This is a genomic window from Haloarcula litorea, from assembly GCF_029338195.1.
In the GTDB taxonomy this organism is placed as follows: domain Archaea; phylum Halobacteriota; class Halobacteria; order Halobacteriales; family Haloarculaceae; genus Haloarcula; species Haloarcula litorea.
The window spans coordinates 1,005,555-1,023,987 of record NZ_CP119779.1 but is presented as its reverse complement, the minus strand read 5'-3'; the positions used below and the strand labels follow the sequence as shown (position 1 = coordinate 1,023,987).

16 protein-coding genes are annotated in these 18,433 nt (G+C 70.8%); 9 read left to right on the top strand and 7 right to left on the bottom strand.

Going from position 1 to position 18,433, the window contains the following annotated elements:
• Window positions 1-575: 575 nt before the first annotated feature.
• Window positions 576-728, top strand: a complete 153-nt coding sequence (locus P0592_RS05385; protein WP_276273250.1) for a hypothetical protein — start codon at window positions 576-578, stop codon at window positions 726-728.
• Here the strand turns inward: P0592_RS05385 and epsC are convergent, their stop codons facing one another.
• Window positions 729-1,595: a serine O-acetyltransferase EpsC gene (epsC, locus tag P0592_RS05380; protein WP_276273249.1), complete on the bottom strand. Its 867-nt coding sequence runs from the start codon at window positions 1,593-1,595 to the stop codon at window positions 729-731. It abuts the gene before it with no gap.
• 123 nt (window positions 1,596-1,718) lie between these two features.
• On the opposite strand from epsC, the gene P0592_RS05375 reads away from it, so the two are divergent.
• Window positions 1,719-1,919 (top strand): hypothetical protein, encoded by a 201-nt coding sequence (locus tag P0592_RS05375; RefSeq protein WP_276273248.1) that lies wholly within the window; start codon window positions 1,719-1,721, stop codon window positions 1,917-1,919.
• Between the two features lie 78 nt (window positions 1,920-1,997).
• Here P0592_RS05375 and P0592_RS05370 read toward each other — a convergent pair whose 3' ends face one another.
• A complete protein-coding gene (locus tag P0592_RS05370; protein WP_276273247.1) occupies window positions 1,998-2,891 on the bottom strand; it encodes a bifunctional methylenetetrahydrofolate dehydrogenase/methenyltetrahydrofolate cyclohydrolase in 894 nt (297 codons plus the stop codon).
• 318 nt (window positions 2,892-3,209) lie between these two features.
• Here P0592_RS05370 and P0592_RS05365 point away from each other — a divergent pair, with 318 nt between their 5' ends.
• Both P0592_RS05365 and P0592_RS05360 read left to right on the top strand, forming a co-directional pair.
• Window positions 3,210-4,715 (top strand): anthranilate synthase component I family protein, encoded by a 1,506-nt coding sequence (locus P0592_RS05365; protein ID WP_276273246.1) that lies wholly within the window; start codon window positions 3,210-3,212, stop codon window positions 4,713-4,715.
• The gene (locus tag P0592_RS05360) at window positions 4,712-5,284 is read left to right on the top strand and encodes an anthranilate synthase component II (protein WP_276273245.1); all 573 of its coding nucleotides are present in this window, start codon (window positions 4,712-4,714) and stop codon (window positions 5,282-5,284) included. The genes P0592_RS05365 and P0592_RS05360 overlap by 4 nt, the downstream gene beginning before the upstream one ends.
• On the opposite strand, the gene P0592_RS05355 is transcribed toward P0592_RS05360, so the two are convergent.
• Together P0592_RS05355 and P0592_RS05350 are read right to left on the bottom strand one after the other, a co-directional pair.
• Entirely contained in the window at window positions 5,281-7,137 is a 1,857-nt protein-coding gene (locus tag P0592_RS05355) for a BCCT family transporter (protein ID WP_276273244.1), read from the bottom strand. The genes P0592_RS05360 and P0592_RS05355 overlap by 4 nt on opposite strands.
• A 45-nt stretch (window positions 7,138-7,182) precedes the next feature.
• Window positions 7,183-8,418, bottom strand: coding sequence for an NAD-binding protein (locus P0592_RS05350; protein ID WP_276273243.1), 1,236 nt, complete (start codon window positions 8,416-8,418; stop codon window positions 7,183-7,185).
• A 164-nt stretch (window positions 8,419-8,582) separates the two neighbouring features.
• Here P0592_RS05350 and P0592_RS05345 point away from each other — a divergent pair, with 164 nt between their 5' ends.
• On the top strand, window positions 8,583-8,996 hold the full coding sequence (locus P0592_RS05345; RefSeq protein WP_276273242.1) for an EamA family transporter: 414 nt from the start codon (window positions 8,583-8,585) through the stop codon (window positions 8,994-8,996).
• 91 nt (window positions 8,997-9,087) lie between these two features.
• Window positions 9,088-9,468 carry a Rid family detoxifying hydrolase gene (locus tag P0592_RS05340; RefSeq protein ID WP_276273241.1) on the top strand — a complete coding sequence of 127 codons (381 nt, stop codon included), beginning with the start codon at window positions 9,088-9,090 and terminating at the stop codon, window positions 9,466-9,468.
• A gap of 204 nt (window positions 9,469-9,672) precedes the next feature.
• Here P0592_RS05340 and P0592_RS05335 read toward each other — a convergent pair whose 3' ends face one another.
• Together P0592_RS05335 and P0592_RS05330 are read right to left on the bottom strand one after the other, a co-directional pair.
• Complete coding sequence (locus tag P0592_RS05335; RefSeq protein ID WP_276273240.1) at window positions 9,673-11,400, bottom strand: formate--tetrahydrofolate ligase; 1,728 nt, start codon at window positions 11,398-11,400, stop codon at window positions 9,673-9,675.
• A 133-nt stretch (window positions 11,401-11,533) separates the two neighbouring features.
• Window positions 11,534-12,730: an alanyl-tRNA editing protein gene (locus P0592_RS05330; RefSeq protein ID WP_276273239.1), complete on the bottom strand. Its 1,197-nt coding sequence runs from the start codon at window positions 12,728-12,730 to the stop codon at window positions 11,534-11,536.
• A 97-nt stretch (window positions 12,731-12,827) separates the two neighbouring features.
• Here P0592_RS05330 and folP point away from each other — a divergent pair, with 97 nt between their 5' ends.
• From folP to P0592_RS05315, 3 genes are all read left to right on the top strand, one after another.
• The gene (gene folP / locus P0592_RS05325) at window positions 12,828-15,215 is read left to right on the top strand and encodes a dihydropteroate synthase (protein WP_276273238.1); all 2,388 of its coding nucleotides are present in this window, start codon (window positions 12,828-12,830) and stop codon (window positions 15,213-15,215) included.
• A gap of 39 nt (window positions 15,216-15,254) precedes the next feature.
• Window positions 15,255-15,476: a hypothetical protein gene (locus P0592_RS05320; RefSeq protein ID WP_276273237.1), complete on the top strand. Its 222-nt coding sequence runs from the start codon at window positions 15,255-15,257 to the stop codon at window positions 15,474-15,476.
• Window positions 15,477-15,666: 190 nt separating this feature from the next.
• Window positions 15,667-17,829 carry a (Fe-S)-binding protein gene (locus P0592_RS05315; RefSeq protein WP_276273236.1) on the top strand — a complete coding sequence of 721 codons (2,163 nt, stop codon included), beginning with the start codon at window positions 15,667-15,669 and terminating at the stop codon, window positions 17,827-17,829.
• Here P0592_RS05315 and P0592_RS05310 read toward each other — a convergent pair.
• Window positions 17,826-18,428 carry a cyclodeaminase/cyclohydrolase family protein gene (locus tag P0592_RS05310; protein ID WP_276273235.1) on the bottom strand — a complete coding sequence of 201 codons (603 nt, stop codon included), beginning with the start codon at window positions 18,426-18,428 and terminating at the stop codon, window positions 17,826-17,828. The two genes, P0592_RS05315 and P0592_RS05310, sit on opposite strands and share 4 nt — an antisense overlap.
• Window positions 18,429-18,433 lie beyond the last annotated feature (5 nt).

Sequence of the window (18,433 nt, the reverse complement as noted above, 5' to 3'; positions counted from 1 at the left end):
ACTCCCGCCTCGCCCGGCGTCGGCGGCGGAAACCGGAGCCTACCGCGTGCCTGCTCCGTACGTCGGGAGCGCGGGGTTTAGTGGTTGCTCACGGCCAGCGACGCTGGCACAGTCTGTCGGAGCGCGAACCAGTTGTGTTCCGGTGCCGGGACGGGCCTCGTGCCGGATCGGGGACGCTCACGCGGCCCTCGGATCGGACGGCGCTGTCGCTCGCCGATCGACGACGGGCGGCACACGAAGTGGTGCGTGGTGGGGCACGACACCACGGAATGCCAGGTGGGACCCGTTATGGACTACGACACCGGGTGACCGCTCTCCCGGTTCGTCGGTGCGATCGTACGCGTGCGATCGGTCCGGAACGCGGTCACCCGCTCACTGGGACGCGGGTCCGGGTGGACCGATGCAGGACTGTCGGATAAAGTCACGTCGGGACTGCTGAGCGGGTTTAAGTCGGGCCGCCGAATCGGGGTCGGCGACGGCGGCGGCTCCCGACGGGCGTCTCCCGACCCCCGTTTAATACCGCGGACAGATCGGCGTGACGTTTTAACCGGAGCGTGGCCGTTCTCGGTCACACGATGGTACGCTTCTCACGTCCCGCGACCGGTGGCCCCGGATCGAGCGTCGCCCGACCGACGGACTGCCCGACGTGTGGCACGGAACTGGACGAGCGGGCCGGTGCCGGCATCTGTCCCGCCTGCGACTGGGTCCAGGGGTTCCCGTCCGACTGACTACCGGTCGTTGCGCTTCCGTTCCTGTGTCGGGTGCTCGCTGACGTACACCTGCGTGTCGTCCGGGACGTCCTCCGTGACCCAGGAGTTGGCCCCGATGCTGACGTGGTCGCCGACGGTGATGGCACCCAGCACCTTCGTCCCGGCCCCGATGACGACGTGGTCGCCGATGTCGGGGTGGCGCTTGTACCCCTTCTTGAGCGCGTGCTCGTCGCCCTCGTCCTCCTCGAAGTGCAGCGCCCCCAGCGTCACGTCCTGGTAGATGCGGACCCAGTCGCCGACCGTCGCCGTCTCGCCGATGACGACGCCGGTGCCGTGGTCGACGAAGAAGTAGTCGCCGATCTCCGCCCCGGGGTGGATGTCGATGCCGGTCTGTGTCTTGGCGTACTCGGTCAGCTCGCGGGCGTACTCGCCCGCGTCGGCCTCGTAGAGCGCGTGGGCCACGCGCTGGACCAGGATCGCCAGGAAGCCGGGGTACGAGCGGACGATCTCCAGGTAGGTCTTGGCGGCGGGGTCGCCCTTGTAGGCCGCCTCCACGTCCCGCTTCAGCGTCGCCCGGATCTCCGGCAACTGGTCGAGGATGGTCGCGACCGTCTCCGAGGGGTCCCCGTCGGCGTAGGGTCGGATCCCGGCGTAGAACAGGCCGCCGAGATCGTCGAGCCGGTCCAGCACCGCGAGTTCGTCCCGGACCAGCGCGGCGGCGTTCCAGCAGGTCGGGAAGAACACCCGTCGCAGGATGTCGACCTCCTCGCGACCGTGTTCCCGGTGGGGGAACTCCATCGGTGACTGGGTCGGGAACGGCTCCTCGTCGGCCGCGTAGGACTCGAACAGTCGCCGGTGTGCGTCCCCGGTGTAGTTGTACTCCATACCGACCCTACCGGGCCGACGGTCTTAGTTCGGCCGCCGAACCCCGACGCGACCGACGGTCCGGCGATCTGGTATCGCTCTCTCGACACGAACTATTTTGACGCGCGCCGCCGTCTCGCCCCTATGAGCGGAGAGTGCTACTTCTGTCACGGCTTAGTCTTCGACGGCGAGACCGGCCACATCGTCCTCGACGGCCACGCCGACCACGCCGTCTTCCTGCACCAGGAGTGTGCGGAGGGGCACGACGTCGTCGAGGAGTCGCCCGGCCCGTCGGACGAGGCGGCCGTCCTCTGTCCCGAGTGCGGCGAGGTCGAGGTGTCCTGACCGCTCAGACGGGTCATCGTGGATCAGTTCCGGAGCGCGGGATCGGCGCGTCCCGGGAAATCGCCACGACGCTCCGTCTCAGGGCAGGTCGACGGCGACGCCGGACTGGACGCTCGCCGCCTTGACGGTGTTGTACATCAGCATCGCGATGGTGAGCGGGCCGACGCCGCCCGGCACCGGCGTGATGGCACTGGCCTTCTCCTTGGCGCTGTCGAACTCGACGTCGCCGACGAGTTCGTACCCCTTCTCGGTGTCCGCGTCCACCCGGTTGACGCCCACGTCGATCACGGTCGCGCCCTCCTTGACCATCTCGCCGTCGATCATCTCGGGGACGCCGGCGGCGGCCACGAGGATGTCCGCCTGGCGGGTCTTCTCGGCCAGGTCCTCGGTCCGGGAGTGACACACCGTCGTCGTCGCGTTGCCGCCGTCGCCGTACTGGATGAGGAGGTTCGCCATCGGCTTGCCGACGATGTCCGACCGGCCGACGACGACGGCGTCTTTCCCCTCCGTGTCGATCCCCTCGGCGGCGAGGATCTTCTGGACGCCGTGGGGCGTACAGGGCTTGTAGCGGGCGTTCCCGGCGACGAGGCGGCCGACGTTCTCCGGGTGGAAGCCGTCGACGTCCTTCTCCGGGTCGATCCGTTCGAGGACGGTCGCCTTGTCGACGTGACTGGGCACCGGCATCTGGACGAGGATGCCGTGGACGGACGGGTCGGCGTTCAGTTCGTCGATCCGGTCGAACAGCGCGTCGGCCGGTTCGTCCGGGCCGATCTCGTGGTGGTGGCCCGCGATGCCAAGCTCCTCGCAGGCCTCCTGTTTCATCGAGACGTACGTCTCGCTCGCGCCGTCCTCGCTCATCAGCACCGTCGCGAGCCCGGGCTGTACCCCCGCGTCCGTCAGCGTCTCGACCGACGCCTTCACGTCCGCTCTGATCTCGTCCGCGATCTCGTTGCCGTCGATTATCCGGGTCATCGTTTGCGTTGTCGCCGTCCCGGTGGTGTCGTGTCGCGAGCGAGACCGCGGCGTGGCCGCCCAGCGCCGAGGCTCGCGACCTGCCACCACTGGCGGGTCTGTCCCCACGTCGCCGGCGGACGACATAGCTCCCGATACGGAATATCCCACCCCTTGAAACCCCGGTCGGTGTTCGTCTCGCTCGCCCGACGTTTCGTGTGAACATCCACACCGTCCGGCGGTGTATGCCAAAGGTACGCAAGCTTTTTACCGCCCTCAGTGGTCTGATTACACAATAGTCGCGGGGACCGCTCGGCCCCCGTGGAGGTACGTCTACGAATGAAGGAGCAAGCGGTCGTCACCGAGCGAGGATCGTTCGTCGAGACTGCGCGGTCGGCACCCCCGGGTGCCCGCGTCCCGGTCGAGGTACGGGTCACCGTCGCGGACCCGTTCGAGGCCTACCGCCGCGCCCGCGACGGGGACGGCGACGGGGTCTACCTGGAGACGACGGGCGGGCAGTCCGGCTGGGGCTACTTCGCCGTCGACCCGGTCGAGCGCGTCCGGGTGGGGCCGGAAGCGACCCCCCGAGACGAGGGCAGCCCGAGCATCGCGGCCATCGACGGCCTGCTCGACCGCGAACTGCTCGTCCGCGGCGACTGCGAGGTGCCCTACCCCTGTGGCGCGTTCGGCTGGCTCTCCTACGACGTCGCCCGGGAGCTGGAGGCGATTCCGGAGACGACCCGCTCGGACGGCCTGCCCCGGCTCCAGCTGGGCGTGTTCGACCGCGTCGCCGCCTGGGAAGAACCCCGCGAGGGCGAGACGACCCTCCGCGTCACGGCCTGTCCGGTCGTCGGCGACGACCCCGAGGCGGCCTACGAGGCGGGGCTCGAACGGGCGACCGACCTCGCCGAGCGGGCGCTACACGGCGACCGCGGCGTCCGGGCGCAGCCGACCGCGAACCGACAGGCCACCTTCGAGAGCGAGTGCGGCGAGGCGGCCTACGCCGACCGCGTCGAGGCGGTCAAACAGTACGTCCGCGACGGCGACACCTTCCAGACGAACATCTCCCACCGGCTGGTCGCGCCCGCGTCGGTCAACCCCGTCGACACCTTCGCCGCGGTCCGGCGGGTCAACCCCGCGCCCTACTCCGCGCTCGTGGAGTTCCCCGGCGTCGACCTCGTCAGCGCCAGCCCCGAGCTCCTGCTGGACGTCGACGGCGACCGCCTGCTCACCGAACCCATCGCCGGCACTCGACCGCGCGGGGACACGCCCGAGGCGGACGCCGACCTGGAGGCCGACCTGACCACCGACGAGAAAGAGCGGGCCGAACACGCGATGCTTGTCGACCTCGAACGCAACGACCTCGGGAAGGTCAGCGAGTACGGCACCGTCGACGTCGCCGAGTACCGCCGCGTCGACCGCTACTCGGAGGTGATGCACCTGGTCTCGCTGGTCGAGGGGCAGCGCCGGGACGACGCCAGCATCGCCGACGCCGTCGCGGCGGTCTTCCCCGGCGGCACCATCACCGGCTGCCCGAAGCCCCGGACGATGGAGATCATCGACGAACTCGAGGCGACCCGCCGGGGCCCCTACACCGGCTCGATCGGCGTCTTCGGCTTCGACGACCGGGCGACGCTGAACATCACCATCCGGACGCTGGTCCACCACGAGGGCGAGTACCGCCTGCGGGTCGGCGGCGGCGTCGTCCACGACTCCGTCCCCGAACGCGAGTACCAGGAGACGCTGGACAAGGCGCGGGCGCTCGTGACCGCCGTCGACGAGGCGCTGGGCGAGCAGGGCTCGTTCGCCGTCGAACGGGCCGAACAGACGGGGGGTGCCCGATGATCCTCATCGTCGACAACTACGACTCCTTCGCCTACAACCTCGTCCAGTACGTCGGCACCGTCGACGAGGTCGCGGTCCGGCGCAACGACGCCGTCGACGTCGCGGGCATCCGCGAGCTGGACCCCGACGGCATCGTCGTCTCCCCGGGGCCGGGCACTCCCGAGGACGCCGGCGTCTCGGTCGACGTCTTCGCCGAGACCGACTACCCGGCGCTGGGGGTCTGCCTCGGCCACCAGGCGCTCTGTGCGGCCAACGGCTCGGCCGTCGGCCACGCGCCGGAGGTCGTCCACGGGAAGCCCTCGGAGGTGCGCCACGAGGGGACCCCCCTGTACGAGGGCGTCGACGACCCCTTCGAGGTCGGCCGCTACCACTCGCTGGCCGTCGAGCGCGACGACCTCCCCGACGCGCTCGTCGAGACGGCCCACACCACCGACGACCGGAGCGTGGTGATGGGGGTCCGCCACCGGGACCGGCCCCACTTCGGCGTCCAGTTCCACCCCGAGAGCATCCTCACCGACGCCGGAATGTGCATCGTCGAGAACTTCTGTACGAGCGTCGCCGGTGCTTAGTCCTCCTCGGGCGGGTCGACGTCGTGGTGGGCCTGCACCGTCGGCAGCCGGTCGGCGACGCGCCTGACGATCGACGTGTGGCCCCGCTCGTTCCGGTACCACGAGCGGGTCAGACCCGCGATGCCCACGAGGGAGATGACGGCGAAGGGGCCGCCGGTCAGGACCGCAAGCGCCTGCAACGTCTCCGCGCCGCCGACCAGCAACACGGCGACGGCGACCGCACCCTGGAACGCGCCCCAGAAGACGATACTGCCGGTCGAGGGGGCCAAGCCCCGCCGGGTCGCGAGGATGGCGACGACGAGCGTCGAGGTGTCGGCCGACGTGGTCATGAAGACGACGATGAGCGCGAGGAAGAGAAAGACCAGCAGCTCGCTCAGCGGGAGCGCCGCGAGCAGCGGGAAGCCGGCGACGGCCTCCGACCCGCCCCGCTGAGCGACGGCCGCGAGCACGTCGGCCGCCCCGCTGCGCTGGACGGACAGGGTGGTCCCGCCCAGCAGGAGGAACCAGACCATCGTCGCCGCCGACGTGGCGACGACGGTGGTGAACACGACGGTCCGGACCCGCCGACCGCGGGAGAGCGCGGCGACGAACAGCCCGGCGAAGGGGGCCCACGAGAACCACCACGACCAGTTCCACACCGTCCACTGGGCGACCCACTCGCCGCCGGTGTGGAGGCTCAGCGGGACGAAGTGGACGACGTACCGGCCCAGCGCCGTCGCCCCCCGGTCGAGGACGTACGAGCGCGGCCCGAGGACGGCCAGCAGGAGCGCGAACAGGCCGAACAGGACGACGTTCAGGCCGGCGATGCGGCGGATCCCGCGGTGGATGCCCGTCGCGGCCGAGAGGACGAAGATGAGCGTCAGGCCGCCGACGAACACCAGCGGCCCGGCGGTACCGACCGCCACGTTCCACTTGAACGCGACGCCGGCGAGGAACTGCTCGCTGACGAGCGCGACGGAGGTGGCGATGCCGCCGATGGTGGCGAACACCGCCAGCGTGTCGACCAGCCGTCCCCAGACCGAATCGAGGCCGTCGACGCCGAGAAACGGCGTCAGCAGCGTCGACACCCGGAGCGGCGCTCCCCGCCGGTAGACGAAGTACGCGATGGGGACGCCGATGACGGCGTAGGCGCTCCAGGCGGAGATCCCCCAGTGGAACAGCGAGTAGACGAGCGCGTCGCCGGCGGCCGCGGCGGACTGGGGCGTGGCACCGAAGTACGGCGGCGGCGTCCGGTAGTGAAACAGCGCCTCGGCCGGTCCCCAGAACACCAGTCCCGCCGCGATGCCCGCGGTGAACACGAGCGTGAAGTACGTCGGGTAGGTGTAGCTGGGTTCCGTCTCCGGCCCGCCCAGCTTGATCTCGCCCCAGGGACCGAACAGCAGGACGGCGCAGTAACACACCGCAAGCAGCATCGCGGCCAGGAACAGCGGCCCGCCGACCCGCAGGATGGTCCCCGAGACGGCGGTGACGGCGGCCGAGGTCCGCGCCGGCAACGCCGCCTGCAACAGGAAGAACGCGGCGAACACCGTCACCGGGAGGCCCATCGTCAGCGGGTCCTGCCCGCGCGCGAACGACCGGAGCGTCGACGTCACGCTCGCCCGCCGGACGCGCAGGAGGTAGCCCGCGGTCGGCTCGTCGTCGGCCTCGTCGCGGTAGGGCAGCACCGCCAGGTAGCCCAGCCCGGACCCGAAGAAGACCAGCGAGATGGCGACCCACCCCTGGCCGGTCACCGCCTCGCCGACGAAGTCCCGGAAGAAGAACCCGACGAAGACGATCGCACCCGACGCGGCGGCGACCGGGACCAGCAGCTTCGCCACCAGCGCTTCGATGCCGCTGCCCTCGGAGGCGGCCATACTGTGTGGTACGGTAGCGTGTACGTATAGTAGTGTCGCGGGGGGCTACTCCTCGCCCGCCCCGTCGTCGAGGTCCGACAGCGCCGCGTCGGGCGCGGTCCCGTCCAGTACCGACCGGCCCAGGAGCGTCCCGCCGATGCTGCGGGGGTTGACCACCTCGTCGGCACCCACCGACCGGAACTTGTCGACGTGTTTCGCCTCCGTGGCGGCGGCGACGACGCGGACGTCCGGGTCGATCGACTTGGCCGCGAGGACGGCCAGGACGTCGCGGGCGTCGTCGTCGCTGCCGACGACCACGCCGCTGGCGCTCCCGACGCGGGCGTCGACCAGCACGTCCTCGTCGGTCGGGTCCCCCGTCAGGACGTTCAGGCCCGCGTCGTCCAGCGTCGAGGCGGCCTCGGCGTCGTCGGTCACGACGATGAGTTCGGTCTCCTCGTCCAGTTCGTCCAGCAGCGAGTCGGTCACGTCCCCGTAGCCGAGGACGACGACGTGGTCCTCCAACAGGGTGAGGTCTGATGCAGTCATGATTCCGAATGCGGTCGCCATCCGCGACTCGATGACCGGCCCGATCAGAGCCCCGACGGCGACGGTGAACGCGCCGGTCCCGAACAGGATGATCGAGAGGGCGAACCAGCGGGCCCGCGGCGTCGTCGGCGTGAAGTCGCCGTAGCCGACGGTGGCGATGGTGACGATGACGAAGTAGACGGCGTCGCCCCAGGTCAGCGGGTCGCCGGTGAACTCGGTGCGCAGCGCGTACGCGCCGACGGTGCCGTAGAGGCCGACCCCGCCGATGGCCGACAGCGACGCGATCTGCAGCGGCGAGAGGTCCACCGTCTGGTCGAACTGGGCGCGGTTGCGCACGAGCAGCGGGTAGGCGACGACGATCCCCAGCAACAGCGGCACGTCCGTGGTCTGGAACGTCGTCAGCGGCAGCACCGCGAGCGCGGGCAACAGCACGATCGCGGCCCGGAGGGCGACGTCCTTGCGCTGCTGGAGGCCGACGGTGACGATCCCAAGCACGAACGCGAACAGGACGCCGCCGAACTGGACGACCCCGGGCGGCAGCGACAGGAAGACCGCGAGGGGGCCGTCCGTGGCCGGCGTCGACTGGCTCAGGTTCGACAGCCCGGTCAGAAACGAGAGGATCGTCACCGCGCCGACGAGCAACACCGTCGACTTCCCCCCGGTGAACGCCTCCCACTCCACGAACGGGATGCGGTCCGCCGGGTAGAAGACCTCCTCCAGCGCCGGTTCGGTCGCCTCGTCCGGTGCGTCAACCACTACCACGATCTTGCGCGAGCGGGCATAAAAATCTCGCCCCCGATGTCGTGACACTCAACAGGGGAAGCGTCGTAGGTGGCGTCGATGCTCCGCCTTCGCACAGCGCCACCGCTGGGACGACCGAGACGACCGCCACGCACCCGTCTTCCCCCGGAGGGCCGGCGGTGAACAACTCCGCGGTCCTGTTCGGACTCGGGACGATGATCGCGTGGGGCTTCTGGATCATCTTCGGCGACGTGGCCTCGAACACGATGGACCCGAAGACGGCGGCGTTCGTCTCCTACGCCACCGCCGCCGTCGTCACGGGCCTGTTCGTCGTCGTCTCGGACGCCTCGCTCGCGGTGACGAACCGGGGGCTCCTGTTCGCCTGCGTGGCCGGCGTCGCGGCCGCGATCGGCGTCGTCTCCACGTTCATCGGCGTCACGGTCGGCCCGACGGCGGTCGTCTCGACCATCGGCGGGATGTACTTCGTGACGGCGGCGCTCATCAGCACCGTCGCGTTCGGCGAGCCGCTGTCGCTGAACAAGGTCGCCGGCATCGGACTGGCCATCGCGGCGATCGTCGTCGTCAACCAGTAGGCGGTCCCACGACGTGTCTCCTCTCTGATCGGATGTGCGCGAGCGCCGCCCCGGACCGGGATTTAAGCCGGCTCCAGGCGAACGAGCGACCGTGAAACGAACCATCAGTACCGACGACGCGCCGGCGGCGGTCGGGGCGTACAGTCAGGCGACGACGAACGGGAGCCTCCTCATCACGGCCGGCCAGCTGCCGCTGACGGCCGACGGCGACCTGCTCGACGACGAGTCCGTCGCCGACCAGACCCGGCAGTGTATGCGCAACGTCGAGGCCATCCTCGAATCCGAGGGGCTTGACCTCGGGGACCTGCTCAAGACGACCGTCTTCCTCGACGACATCGACGACTTCGAGGCGTTCAACGAGGCCTACAGCGAGTTCTTCGACGAGGAGCCGCCGGCCCGCAGCGCCGTCGGGGCGGGTGCCGTCCCGAAGGGCGCGGCCGTCGAGATCGAGGCCATCGCGACCACCGAGTGACGACGCGGCCCGGGGCGACGGCCGCCGATCCCGGCCGTGTTCCCACGGCCGTCGCGTCGGTGACCGACCCGCGGCCGCTGGCTCGGTAGCTCGACGCGGTTCCGTCAGCCGATTCTTCACACCGTTAACGCTGTTATCCGGTGGGCTGGAACCGCGTCGCGAGAGAAGAGCGCGGCCGTCCGACGGTCGGTGTCGGCCCGCCGCTCAGAACAGGCCGGTGATCTCCCCGTCCTCGTCGATGTCCATGTCCGCGGCGGCCGGGCGGGCCGGCAGACCGGGCATCGTCAGCGCGTCGGCGGTCAGCGCGACGATGAAGCCGGCACCCGCCGAGGGGTACACCTCGCTGATCTCCAGTTCCCAGCCTTCCGGTGCGCCCTTCTTCGAGGCGTCGTCGCTGAACGAGTGGAAGGTCTTTGACATGCAGACCGGCACGTCGTCGAAGCCGAGGTCGGTCATCCGCTCGATGTCGTCCAGGGCGCTCCCGGTGAACTTCACGCCGTCGGCCCCGTAGATCTCGGTCGCGATGGTCTCGATCTTCTCTTTGATCGGGGCCTCCTCGTCGTAGAGGTACTCGAACTCGTCCTCGTCGCTCTCGTCGACGGCGTCGATGACGTGGTTCCCCAGGTCCTCGCCGCCCTCGCTGCCCTTCTCGAAGACCTCGGACTCGGCGACCCGCACGCCGAGGTCCTCCTCGCAGTGGTCCAGCACCGCCTGGACCTCCTCTTCGGTGTCGTCGGGGAAGCGGTTGAGCGCGACGACGACCGGGACGCCGAACTGCTGGAGGTTCCGGACGTGCTTGTCGAGGTTCTCGAAGCCGGCCTCGACGGCGTCGACGCCGGACTCGTCGATCTCGTCGAAGTCGACCGGCCACTGGTCCAGCCCGTGGTACTGCAGCGCCCGCACGGACGAGACCAGCACGACGGCGTTGGGCGTCATGTCGCCCAGCCGGCAGACGATGTTCATGAACTTCTCGGCCCCCAGGTCCGAGCCGAAGCCGGCCTCGGTGACGAGGTAGTCGCCCATGCCGAACGCGGCCTTGTCGGCGATGAGGGAGTTGGTGCCGTGGGCGATGTTCGCGAAGGGACCGCCGTGGACGAACGCGGGCGTGCCCTCGATGGTCTGGACGATGTTGGGCTTGAGCGCGTCACGCAGCAGCATCGTCGCGGGGCCGGTCGCCTCGATGTCGTCGACGGTGATCGGCTCGCCGTCGGTGTCGTAGGCGACGATGATGCGGGCGACCCGCTCCTTGAGGTCGCCGAGGTCCTCGGCGAGACAGAGGACGGCCATCAGCTCGGAGGCGGCGGTGAGCTTGAACCCGTCCTCGCGGGGGGTCCCGCCGGACTCCCCGCCCAGGCCGACGACGGTCTCCCGGAGCGCCCGGTCGTTCATGTCCAGCGAGCGCTTCCAGGCGACGTCGTTGACGTTGATGTCGAGGTCGTTGCCCTGCGAGAGGCGGGCGTCGAGCATCGCCGCGATGAGGTTGTGCGCCGAGGTCAGCGCGTGGAGGTCGCCCGTGAAGTGGAGGTTGATGTCCTCCATCGGGAGTACCTGCGAGCGGCCGCCCCCGGCCGCGCCGCCTTTCACGCCGAACACCGGGCCGAGCGAGGGCTCGCGGATGGCGATCATCGCGTCCTCGCCGAGGTGGTTCAGCGTCTGTCCCAGCCCCACCGTCGTCACCGTCTTGCCCTCGCCCTTGGGCGTCGGCGTCATCCCCGTCACGAGCACGAGGTTGTTCTCCTTCTCGTCGGCCTGGTCGCGCAGCCGGTCGATCGCGTGGTGTTTGACCTTCGCGGTGTACTCGCCGTGGTACTGGAGGTCGTCGAGGCCCAGCCCCCACGGCTCGACCAGCTCCCAGATCGGCTCCATGTCCGTCGACTGTGCGATGTCGTAGTCCGTCGGAATCGGCTCTTGGTTCTCGTCGGATGAGGCCATCTCGCCCGGACGTTCCTACCCTCAATTCAAGAAAGTTCGTGAAGGTGACACACCCCGGATACGATAAGTTCTGGTCGCCGCCGCCCCGCGCGTCTCGCTCGTCCTGACAGCTCGACAGGGTGTCGTGGCGCGCTCACTCGGACCGGAGGTGGTCGACGACCGCCGCCGGGGCCGCGTCGAGGCCGCCGCCCTGTGCGAGCGTCGGCTGGCCGCCGCCGCCACCGCCGAACTCGTCGGTCACCTCGCCGATCACGTCGTTGGCGTCGCGCTCGCCGTCGGTGGCGGCGACGACGAACGTCGAGCCGTCGCGGCCGACGAGGACGACCACGTCGGCGTCGAACTCGCGGTCGCCCAGACGGTCCGCGACGGTGTTTGGACCGACGTTCTCGACGGTCCCGACGACCCACTCGCCGCCGTCCCGGGCGACCGGCTCGGCCGCGAGGCTGTCGATGCGGGCGTCCAGCAGCTCCTCGTGCAGGGCGGCCAGCTCGTCTTTCAGCTCCTTGTTCTCCGAGCGCAGGCTCTGGGCGCGGCCGGGCAGATCCTCGACGCTCGTGTCGAGGACGTCGGCCGCACGCGTCGCGGCGCGGGTCTCCTCGACCTGCCGCCGGATGGCGGTCGGGCCGACGGCGTACTCCACCCGGACCAGGTCCGCGCCGGGGTTCGAGACATCCAGCACCTTGATCGGGCCGATCTCGCTCGTGCGGGCGACGTGGGTGCCGCCACAGGCCGAGACGTCCCAGCCCTCGATCTCGACGATGCGGACCGTCTCCGTCGGGTCGGCGTCGTCCCGGAGGTTGAACACGATCTCGTCGTCGGCCTCGGCCTCGTCGGCGTCGGCCTCGTACCACTCGACGTCGCGGTCGTCCCAGACGGCCTCGTTGGCCAGCCGCTGGACGCTGAGCGGGCTGACCTCGTCGGCGTCCGCGTCGGTCGCGAAGTCCAGCCGGACGCTGTCCTCGCCGATGTCGAAGCCGCCGTAGCCGTGCTCGCCGAACAGCTTCCGGCCGGCCCCGTAGACGACGTGGCTGGCGGTGTGAGCCCGCATACTGTAGGTCCGGAACGCGTCGTCCACGTCGCCGGCGACGGTCTCGCCGGCCCCGAAGTCGGGGGCCGCGGCGAGGGTGTGGACCGTCACGCCGTCGCGTTTCTGGACGTCGACCACCTCGTGGCCCCCCAGCGTCCCGCGGTCGGCCGGCTGGCCGCCGCCCTCGGCGTAGAAGTACGTCTCCGCGAGCGTCACGTCCCGGCCGTCGACCGACCGGACCGTCGCCTCGAACGCCGTCACGTAGGGGTCCGCGGCCGCGTGGTTCGTCGGCGCGTCTGACATATGCCCGGCGTGGCGGCGGACCCGAATAAACCCCGCGCTGTCCGCAGGCTCGTCGCCCGGCGATAGCTTAATCAGGTGCGCGCCGACGATATGTGCTATGCAGTACCACGAGGCCGCCGACTACCTGGAGTCCCTACAGCGGCGTCGGCCCAAGCTCGGGACCGAGACCACGGCGCGGATGCTCGCGCACCTCGGGGACCCGCAGGCCGGCGTCGACTGCGTCCAGGTGGCTGGGTCCAACGGGAAGGGCAGCACCTCGCGGATGCTGGAACACGCGCTCCGGGCCGCCGGCCTCGACGTGGGCGTGTTCACCTCGCCGGGACTCACCGACTTCCGCGAACAGGTCCGGGTCAACGGGACCTCGGTTCCGAAGGCCCGCGTCGTCGACTTCGTCGAGCGCATCGACCCCTGCCTGGACCGCCTCGCGGCCGAGGACGACACCCCGACCCACTTCGAGGTCCTGACGGCGCTGGCGATCGACCACTTCGGACGCGAGGACGTCGACGTGGCCGTCCTGGAGGTGGGCATCGGCGGCCGCTACGACGCGACCAGCGCCGTCGACCCGGTCGCGAGCGCCGTCACCAGCGTCAGCCTCGAACACACCGACCTGCTGGGGGACACGGTCGAGGAGATCGCCCGCGACAAGGCACAGGTCGCGCCGACGGACGCGCCGCTCGTCACCGGGACCACCGGGGACGCGCTGGCCGCCGTCCGCGAGGAGACCGACGTGGTGACGGTCGGACCGAGCGACGCCGACGTGATCGCCGTCGAGAACGGGATGCACAGCGACGTCGAGAGCGAGGTGTCGATCACCGGCCCGGACTGGGCGCTGGAGACGAACCTCCAGCTGCTGGGTCAGCACCAGGCGACCAACGCCGGCGTCGCCGCGACGCTGGCCCGCCAGGTCGCCGACGTCGACACGCGGGACGTCGCGGCGGGGCTCCGGCAGGCCACGCTCCCGGGCCGGTTCGAGATCATCGACACCGACCCGACGACGGTGCTGGACGGGTCGCACAACCCCGGCGCGATGACGACGCTCGCGGCCACGCTGGACCGGTTCGACTACGACGGCCTCCGGGTCGTCTTCGGCGCGATGTCGGACAAGGACCACGAGCGGATGGTCGAGGCGCTCCCGCCGGTCGAGACGGCGTTCGTCGCCAGACCGGGGCTGGACCGCGCCGAGGACCCCGCGACGCTCGCCGCCGCCTTCGAAGGTAACGCGGCCGAGATCGAGCGCGTCCCGTCGGTCCCCGAGGCCACCGAGCGGGCGCTCTCTGGGGCCGACCCGGACGACTTCGTGCTCGTCACCGGGTCGCTGTACGCCGTCGCCGAGGCCCGCGACCGCTGGACCAGGCTCCTGATCCCGAAGGGGACAGGCCGCCCAGCCAGCGACCACGGCGCTCTCGCCGCCGCCTCGTTCCCCGAGGCGACCGCCGCGGACGTCGACCACCGCGTCCTGGCGGGCTACCTGCGCCCCGAGCAGGCCGAGCGGGTCGCCCGGCGGCTCGACGAGGCCGGCGGCGACTGCCACCGGTCGGCGACCGGCGCGCCCGGGAAGTTCGTCGCGACGGTGCTCTGTGGCACCGAGCGCCAGCTCTCGGCGCTGGCCGACGCCGTCGAGACGGACGGCCACGGGCTCTCCCACGTCGCGGGCCGGGTCCGGCGGACCCTCGACGGCCCGCCGGACCCGCTCGAAACCGACGGGACGGCCGTGATGGGCATCCTGAACGTCACCCCCGACAGCTTCCACGACGGCGGGGAGTACGACGAGCTCGCGGCCGCCGTCGAGCGCGCCGAGGCGATGGTCGCGGCGGGGGCCGACGTGATCGACGTGGGCGGCGAGAGCACGCGGCCGGGGGCCGACCCCGTCTCCGTCGCCGAGGAGATCGACCGCGTCGTCCCCGTGATCGAGGCGATCGCCGACCTCGACGTCCCGGTCTCGGTCGACACCCGCAAGGCCGCCGTCGCCGACGCCGCGCTGGCGGCGGGGGCGGACATCGTCAACGACGTCTCGGGGCTGTCGGACCCGGAGATGCGGTTCGTCGTCGCCGACCACGACGCCGGCCTCGTCCTGATGCACAGCCTGTCGGCCCCAGTCGACCCCGGTCGCTCGCGGGCCTACGACGACGTCGTCGACGACGTGCTCCGGGAGCTCTCCGAGCAGGTGCTGCTCGCCCAGCGCGCCGGCGTCGGGCGCGAGCAGATCCTCGTCGACCCGGGCTGTGGCTTCGGGAAGGACGCCGCCGAGTCGTTCGAGCTGGTCGACCGCCTCGGGGAGTTCGAGGCCCTGGGCTGTGGCGTGATGGTCGGTCACTCCCGGAAGTCGATGTTCGCGGACGTCGCGGGTCCCGACGGCGACCGCCTGCCGCCGACGCTGGCCGTCACCGCGATGGCCGCCGAGCGCGGCGCGGACGTGGTCCGGGTCCACGACGTCGCCGAGAACGCCGCGGTCGTCCGGAGCGTCGCGGCGACGCGGGACCGGTAGCCGAGACAACGCTTTCCCGCTGGCGACCCAAGGGCCGGTATGCACGTGTCCTACCCGCTCCAGATCGGCGGGCTCACCGAGGCGTTCTCACAGGTCGTCGTCGGCGCGGGCGCGGTCGTCCTGTTGCTGATGCTCGTCGCGCTCGGGAGCTTCGCGTACAAGAGCCTGCGGGGCGGCGTCGAGTGGCCCGACGAGGAGCCCGAGGACGACGGCGACGGCGTCAGGCGGGGCGGCGACGACGACGAGTGGGAGTTCTACTGAGGCACTCGCGCCGCTTCGTCGACGGCGGGGAGCCCTCGCGGAGCCACGACTCGGTCCCCGGATCGCGGTGCGTGCCCCGCCGTCGGTTTAAAACACGGAACTGCTTAGGGTAGGTCGTTTTGCCACCTGACGGACCGTGTTGACGTGACCGGGCAGCCGGACCTGCGTCCACCGACCCGTAGAGACAGCTATGACACTGCAACACACGATTCCGTTGCAGTCGGCCGAGGTCACCCGGCCGACGTTCTGGCGCATCGGCCCGACGGGGAAGGCGGTCTTCTACTACCTCGCGGCGCTGGCGATCGCCGTGTTCCTCGTGCGGAGCTACCAGCGAGTCGCGCGGTACACCGACGGCCGGGCGGACGAGTTCGACCGGCTCGACGCGCTGCCGCGGCGGGTCCTCGCCGCCGCGGCCGACCTCCTCACGAACCGGCCGCTGTTCGACCGGGACGCCGTCGCCGGGGCGATGCACGCGATGGTGTTCTGGGGGTTCCTGACGCTGCTGATCGCGACGACCATCCTCGGGATCGACATAGATCTCTACCGACCGCTGACCGGCGACTCGTTCTTCGTCGGCGACTTCTACCTCTCGTACTCGCTGGTCGTCGACGCGATGGGACTCGTGTTCCTCCTCGGGCTCGGCCTCGCGCTCGGCAGGCGCTACGTGGCCCGTGCCGACCGCCTCTGGGACCGCCACACCGGCCGCGAGGACGACCTGTTCCTCTGGGCGCTGTTCGCCCTCGGCGTCGGCGGGTACCTCACCGAGGGCGTCCGCATCCTCGGCCAGGGGTTCCCCGACTTCGAGACGGTGAGCTTCGTCGGCTGGGGGGTGGCACTCGGCCTGCGGGGGGCCGGCCTGACCCCCGGACTCGCGCGGGCGGCCTACCCGTTCGTCTGGTGGTCCCACGCCCTCCTCGCGCTGTGGTTCGTCGCCTGGATCCCGTACGCCAAGCCGTTCCACATGCTCTCCTCGTTTGCCAACCTCGTCGCCCGCGACGAGGACGCCGGGCGACGGTTACCCGGCATCCCCTCGGACCTGGAGGCGACCAGCGCCGCGTCCGTCGAGGACTTCACCTGGAAGGAGTTGCTCGACCAGGACGCCTGCACGAAGTGCGGCCGCTGTTCCGCGGTCTGTCCGGCGAAGGCGTCCGGTCGGCCGCTGGACCCCCGGAACGTCGTCCTCGACCTCAAGGAGTACCGCGAGGGGCGGGCCGCCGGCGACGAGCCGATCCCGATCGTCGCCGACGGTGGGACCTCGGTCATCGACGCCCGGACGATGGAGTCCTGTATGGCCTGTATGGCCTGTATGGACGCCTGTCCCGTCGACGTCGAGCACCTGAAGTCGTTCACCCGGCTGAACCGCCAGCTGGTCGACGAGGGCGAGGTCGACCCGAACCTCCAGGACACGTTCCAGAACGTGATGCGGGACGGCAACACCTTCGGCGACCCCCAGCGCCGCCGGGGCGACTGGACCGATCCCCTCGATTTCGGGGTCGACGACGCCCGCGAGACCGAGGTCGAGTACCTCTGGTACGTCGGCGACTACCCCAGCTACGACGAGCGCAACAAGCAGGTCGCGCGGTCGCTGGCGACGCTGCTCGAGCGCGCCGACGTCGAGTACGGCATCCTCTACGAGGACGAGGTCTACGACGGCAACGACGTCCGGCGGGTCGGCGAGGAGTTCCTCTTCCTCCAGCAGGCCGCCGAGCTGATCGACTCCTTCGAGGACTGCGAGTTCGAGACGCTCGTCTGTACCGACCCCCACGCCTACAACGCCTTCCGGAACGAGTACCCGGAAGTCGACTTCGAGAAGTTCGCCGACGACCCGATGCTCGAGGTCCCGGACGGCGGCTCCTGGGACGGCGCTCCGGTGTACCACTGGACGCAGGCCGTCGAGGAGCTGGTCGAGGAGGACCGGCTGGGCCTGTCGGGCGACGAGCTCGACTACACGGTCACCTACCACGACCCCTGTCACCTCGGGCGGTACAACGACGAGTACGAGGCCCCGCGGGCGCTCGTCCGGGCGACCGGCTGCGAGCTCGTCGAGATGCCGCGCAACCGCGCGGACTCGTTCTGCTGTGGCGGCGGCGGGGGCGGCCTCTGGATGGACTTCGACGAGGAGCCCAAACCCAGCGAGGAACGACTGCGGGAGGCCCTGGAAGACACCGACGCGGGCGACGCGGTCGAGAAGTTCGTCGTCGCCTGCCCGATGTGTATGACCATGTACGAGGACGGCCGCAAGACCGGCGGCTACGAGGACGAGATCGAGGTCGTCGACGTGGCCGAACTGCTCGTCGAGGCCGTCACCGACGAGCGGGGCGACGCCGTCGCTCCGGCGTCGGCGGACGGTTAGTCGGCCCCGATCCCCGTCGCCGTCCGGACGTCCGACAGGGCCTCGTCGGCGATCGTCTCGGCGGCGTCGAGGTCCCCTCTCGCGTCCGCGACGAACGACTCGTCCGACAGCAGCTCCAGGTTCGCCCGGACGACGGTCGCGGCCGAGGACAGGGCCGCCCGGGCCAGCCGCGCCCCGACGACGGTGTCGACGGCGGCGTTCCGCGTCCCCTCCTCGGCGACCGGCACGGCCGCCTCGACGACCACGCAACACGTCCGGGCGATGGCGAGTGGCACCTCGGTGGCGCGGCGCAGGGCCGCCTCCGGGTGGTCGGTCCGCGTCTCGGCCTCGAAGGCGGTCTGGACGCGGTCGACGGCCGCCGCGTCGTCGTCGGCCAACGCCAGCAGGCGCTGCCTGGCGTCGGCGAGGTCGTCTCGGGCGTCCGACAGCGACGCCGACGGCTCGCTCGTGTGGATCGCGACCATCTCACAGAGGGCCGCGCCCGCCGCGCCGTTGACGGCCGTCACGGCCCCCGCGCTCGGCGCGACGGCTCTGGAGGCGACCGCGTCGAGGAACTCCGCGATCGACAGGTCCGCGACGCTGACTCGGTCCTCGGACATACCGA